This is a genomic window from Arthrobacter sp. H41, assembly GCF_000520535.1.
Classification (GTDB): Bacteria; Actinomycetota; Actinomycetes; order Actinomycetales; family Micrococcaceae; genus Arthrobacter_D.
The window spans coordinates 1-4,797 of the sequence record NZ_KI914787.1; the positions used below are offsets into that span (position 1 = coordinate 1).

5 protein-coding genes and 1 riboswitch are annotated in these 4,797 nt (G+C 64.4%); of the genes, 2 read left to right on the forward strand and 3 right to left on the reverse strand.

Annotated elements, in window-relative coordinates:
- From Y705_RS18255 to Y705_RS23400, 3 genes are all read right to left on the reverse strand, one after another.
- Positions 1-229: diacylglycerol kinase family protein (locus tag Y705_RS18255; RefSeq protein WP_444826170.1), on the reverse strand; the 229-nt coding region annotated here is incomplete at its 3' end.
- Positions 230-384: 155 nt separating this feature from the next.
- The gene (locus Y705_RS18260) at positions 385-1,206 is read right to left on the reverse strand and encodes an FkbM family methyltransferase (RefSeq protein ID WP_049822433.1); all 822 of its coding nucleotides are present in this window, start codon (positions 1,204-1,206) and stop codon (positions 385-387) included.
- Between the two features lie 397 nt (positions 1,207-1,603).
- Positions 1,604-2,299, reverse strand: a complete 696-nt coding sequence (locus Y705_RS23400; protein ID WP_081737886.1) for a transposase — start codon at positions 2,297-2,299, stop codon at positions 1,604-1,606.
- Positions 2,300-2,611: 312 nt separating this feature from the next.
- Positions 2,612-2,755: riboswitch (FMN riboswitch) on the forward strand.
- Positions 2,756-2,936: 181 nt separating this feature from the next.
- Between Y705_RS23400 and ribD the strand changes: the two genes are divergently transcribed.
- Together ribD and Y705_RS0107625 are read left to right on the forward strand one after the other, a co-directional pair.
- Positions 2,937-4,076, forward strand: coding sequence for a bifunctional diaminohydroxyphosphoribosylaminopyrimidine deaminase/5-amino-6-(5-phosphoribosylamino)uracil reductase RibD (gene ribD, locus Y705_RS18270; protein ID WP_049822435.1), 1,140 nt, complete (start codon positions 2,937-2,939; stop codon positions 4,074-4,076).
- Positions 4,061-4,753, forward strand: coding sequence for a riboflavin synthase (locus tag Y705_RS0107625; RefSeq protein ID WP_026532428.1), 693 nt, complete (start codon positions 4,061-4,063; stop codon positions 4,751-4,753). Before ribD ends, Y705_RS0107625 begins: the two co-directional genes overlap by 16 nt.
- Positions 4,754-4,797: the final 44 nt, after the last annotated feature.

Consider the following 4,797-nt stretch of genomic DNA (forward strand, 5'->3'; position numbering starts at 1 on the left):
CCACCTCGTTGTAGCCGCCATCACCGCTGACGGACACCACCAGGGCATTGCCTGCGGCAGCCGCATCCCGCGCCAGGTCGATTGCATGCCCGGCATGCTCTGTGGGCTGCAACCGAATCTCCGTCTTATCGGACAGAAGCTCGCGCAACTGCTCATGCAGTTCACCGGCCAGCTTCGGCGCATCACCGGTGCTATTGGGATTGAAGATGATCGACACCGTGTCGAACACTCGGGGCGAATCCATGGGCAGGCCTTTCCTTTTGGTGATGCGCTAACAGCACTGCGGCGACGGAGCGCAGGAACCCAATCATAAGCGGGCTTATAGTATCGGGAAGAAAAGACCCGATGGTTGCAAAAAAACTCAGCTCTGCATTGCTCGGGCAATCACAGGGTCGACGGTCGGAAATTGGCGTGCTGGTGACGATCCACCACTTCAGCGCGCTGGAAGGCTTCGTCAGTGGCGAAGAGATAGTTACGGCTGCTGGCCCGGACGCGGTCGGTGGGCGTCCAGGAACCGCCGGACCATCTGTACATGCTGTAATCGGGCCAGCTATCAAGTACTTCTTCGGCGAACTGGTTGGCGCCCCGGCCGTAGCGGCCGGTATGCCGGTCCTCAATTTCAAGCAGCAGGCTGGGCTGGTACCGGGTGATGGTGCGGATGGCACCGATAAGAACATCCGGTTCGAAGCCCTCGACGTCTACTTTTATGAAGGAAACGTTTTCTACATTGTGAAGTTCACACCAGGAATCGATGGTGACCATCGGCGTCAGCAGGCGCCTGGTGCGAGCAGACTGCTTGGTCAACGCGTGTTCCGTGCCGTCGGCGATGTGCGCGTGTCCGTGAATCGGAACCCCAAAACGCAACGGCAACAGCATCAGATGCTCGCCCTGCGCCGCTCCAAGGACGGACCGCGTGATGTTGATGTGCCCCACACCCATCAAACGGCTCAGTGCCCTCATTATTTGGTGTTGTCTTGGCTGAGGTTCGAACGCATGGACGGAACCGTCGGCACCCACCAGATGTGCAAGGGGGAAGGTATACATGCCATAAGCGGCGCCCACGTCGAACACATGATCACCAGGGCGGATCACAGCGCTCAAGCCGAGCAGCTCCGGTTCGGCCAAACGCACCCGGGAGAGCATTCTCATCACGTCGTAGATAGCCCGGGACCGCAGTGAAACGGCGGGCGTATCGATGACTGACAAATGCTCTGCTTTCGGGCGAAGGGCCGCCAGGTTAGGCTCAAAAAATTCTACAGTGAGGCGTCACGTAAACGGGACTGGTCTTCGCAATTGGGAGGACCGGAAAGCGTCGAACGCTTCAACATCGGTGCATAGGCCCACCGACCCTGACCACGGTGCACCATGTTCGTTCCACGCGAATGGACCTTTTCCTCCAAAAGGACGACTCACCATTCGAGCCGACCATCGAAAGTCCCGCTCGTAGACGCCCACCGACGGGCCGGTGCTCATCATTTCGGAACGCCCTACAGGGGACTCACCCTCATATGGAATCTGGTCCCATCGGTTCGCGTATACATCGCTCGCAATATTGTCCCGCCGGGGTATTCCAACCGCTACAGAGTGAATCATGACGGACGCCTCATCGGATACGCATGCGGATCAACAACTCGCGCTCGAAATCGTACTTGTGCACAACGGATGCTTGCTTTCCGCGGCGTTTGCGGCTCGCTTCCTCGTCGGAGCGTTCCGAAATAACAGCCTGAACGCCTCGTGCGCGGAGCAGTTCCCGGCTGGCATTGGAGGAATAGGCCTTATCTCCCAACGCCCGGTCCGGACGGAAACGGGCCCGGCCGGGACCGAGCCGGGGAACGCTCAAGGCGTCCAGCCGGTGCGGGAACATCGGGAAATCCCCGCCCTGGCGGGGCCCGAGGACCATCACCAACGGGCGTATCTTCCCATCGCACAGGTGATGGATCTTCGTGGTCAACCCGCCCCGGGACCTCCCGATCGCGTGATCAGGACGTCCGTCCTGTAGTTTCATGTAGCTCGACAGGTCCCTGCGCCACGAAGAGGTTCGCTGCGTGCTGGTGCGCTCGGTTGACCGTGGAGTCCACGAGAAACCGTTCAGTCGACCATCCGGCTGCGGCGGCCACAGTGTTTGCCCGACCGCGTCGGTGCCGGTCGGTCGTACCACCTCATCAAACAATTGCGGGTACCTGATATCAAGGGCTGTATCGACAACAGTGATACCAGCTCCTGTGTCCAATACCACTGCGTCCAGCTCGGTCCCATGGCAGCTACCGGGAGGGTTGGCTGAACGAACGCAAGTCGCCATCAACTCTCCCGCGGATGGGGGCGCTCAGCACTACCTGCCGGTCCTCGTCAATCTGCTAGCGGATCCGATAGCTACTGCGCCGGGCGACCCAGTGACCGGCGAATGGAGTGTGCAGCGGCTTTCCAAGACGACGAGTTCTCACGCAGTGGCCCGTTGATCCGTTCACGTGCGGCGGCGACTACCGCCACGGGCATCGTTTGCCGTGACACTGAGCTGACACTGCGGCTTCGAGGGACACCGCAAGGTCCCGCTTGATCGCCTGCGGATGAATTATGACGCTGCCCCTGGGCGGTATGAAATACTCTTTCCAAGTACGTGCTCCGGGGTCGGTGTAATTCCGAACCGGCGGTTATAGTCCGCGACCCGATGGCCGCCGCGCATTCCGCGCAGCAGCCATCGGTTGAGCCGGTGGAATTCCGGGACCGACAGTTAAAGTCTGGATGGGAGAAGCACGAACAGCAGGGCACCCGTGCCGTGGGCGCATCCTCCGCGAGGATGTGAACCGCAGTCCGGAGCCCGGAGTTCGGCCATGCGCCGGGCGCCGGATGGCCCTTCCTGCTGTCGTCACCCCGAAGCCGCTCAACGGCAAAGGAAGCGACATGGAAGTTCTACAGGGACCGGCAGGGCAGGTGCTGCCATGATTCCCGACGCAGAGCGTGAGCTTGCCGAACACGGTGCCATGCTGCGTGCACTGGACCTTGCGGGGAGCGGTGTTCGAGGCGCAAATCCTCTTGTAGGAGCCGTGGTTCTTGACCGGTTCCGCACGGTGATCGGTGAGGGCGCGCACAACGGCGCCGGAACGCCCCACGCCGAGCCCGCAGCCCTGGCGGACGCGCGGAGCCGCGGCAACGACGTCGACGGTGGAACGATGGTGGTCACCCTCGAGCCCTGCAGCCATACGGGACGCACCGGCCCGTGCTGCGAAGCGGTTTACGCGGCGGGCATCCGCCGGGTGGTCTACGCCGCCACGGATACCAACACCGAGGCAGCTGGCGGAGCGGCCTGGCTGAGGTCCCGGGCTGTGGAATGTTCCGGCGGAGTTCTGGCGGCAGCTGCCGGCGACCTGAACTCACGTTGGGCCCGGTCGATCGCCGAAGGCAGGCCGTTCGTCACCCTCAAGACCGCGGGAACCCTCGACGGCCGGGTGGCGGCGCCGGACGGTACGAGCCAGTGGATCACCGGTCCGCAGGCCCGAGCGGACGGCCATACGATCCGGGCACGCGCCGACGCCGTCCTGGTCGGCACCGGCACCGTGCTGGCGGACGATCCGCGGCTCACGGCCCGCCCAGGAAGCGATGCGCGCCAGCCCCTCCGGGTGGTGATGGGGCTACGGGAACCGCCCGACGACGCCGCCATCCGAGGGCCCGGCTTCCTCCATCTGGCCACACGGGATGTTAACGGAGCCCTCGATCAACTCATGCAGCGCGGAGTCCGGCACCTGATGGTGGAGGGCGGCCCCACCATCGCAGGTGCATTCCTTCACGCAGGGGTGGTGGATGAGATCTTCAGCTATGTGGCGCCCATCATCCTCGGCGACGGCAAGCCCCTGATCCCGTCACTCGGTATTTCCACCCTTGCTGCAGCGAGCCGCTGGCGGTTCGACCCGGCCGGTGGCGTCGCCGTCCAGCAGCTGGGAGCCGATCTTCGGCTCCACCTCCGACCCGAGGACGATGCCGACGGACCGGCCCCACCTGCGGTACCCCTCCAGCCACCATCGCAAACCCCGACGACGCAGTCAGCGTCACGAGACCAGGAGCCACCATGTTCACAGGAATAGTGTCAGAACAGGGACGCGTCGTGTCCCTCGACGTCGCAGGGGACCAGGAGAGCGCCGTGCTGGTGTTCGACGCCCCGGTCAGCGGCGCCGACCTAGCCCCCGGCGGGTCGATCGCCGTCAACGGGGTATGCCTGACGGCAGTGAAGCTCGACGGCGGCCGGGTGGCGGTGGACGTCATGGGGGAGACCCTGCGTCGCACCACCACGGGCATGCTGACACCGGGCGCAGCGGTGAACCTCGAGCGGTGCGTCCAGGCCGGCGGGCGGCTCGACGGGCACGTGGTGCAGGGGCACGTGGACGGGCTGGGCACGCTGGTGGAGCGCGAGGACCTTGGTGCCTGGCACCGGCTGCGTTTCCACCTGCCGGCCGACCTCGCCCGGTACGCAGCGGAGAAGGGATCCATCGCCATCGACGGCGTCTCCCTGACGGTGACGGCGGTGAGTCCACCGGCGGCCGTTGAGGCCTGGTTCGAGGTAGGGCTGATCCCCACGACGCTCGATGCCACCGGTCTGGGCAGCAAGGCCATCGGCGGGCCGGTCAACCTCGAAATGGATGTGCTCGCCAAGTACGCGGAGCGTCTCCTGGGGTTCGCCGCGGTGACCGAGGCCGCCGGCAGGCACAGCGACGGCGCCGACGCTCCGTCCGGCACGGCAAGTGACACGGCGGTCAGCGCATGATCGCCCCATCCGTCGAAGGACCGACGACGGCGGGCCCGGCAGCC

Bases quoted from the DNA above. Each gene is read 5' to 3' on its own strand.
- Y705_RS23400 (WP_081737886.1), bottom strand. From the start codon at position 2,299: ATGGCGACTTGCGTTCGTTCAGCCAACCCTCCCGGTAGCTGCCATGGG.
- ribD (WP_049822435.1), top strand. From the start codon at position 2,937: ATGATTCCCGACGCAGAGCGTGAGCTTGCCGAACACGGTGCCATGCTG.
- Y705_RS0107625 (WP_026532428.1), top strand. From the start codon at position 4,061: ATGTTCACAGGAATAGTGTCAGAACAGGGACGCGTCGTGTCCCTCGAC.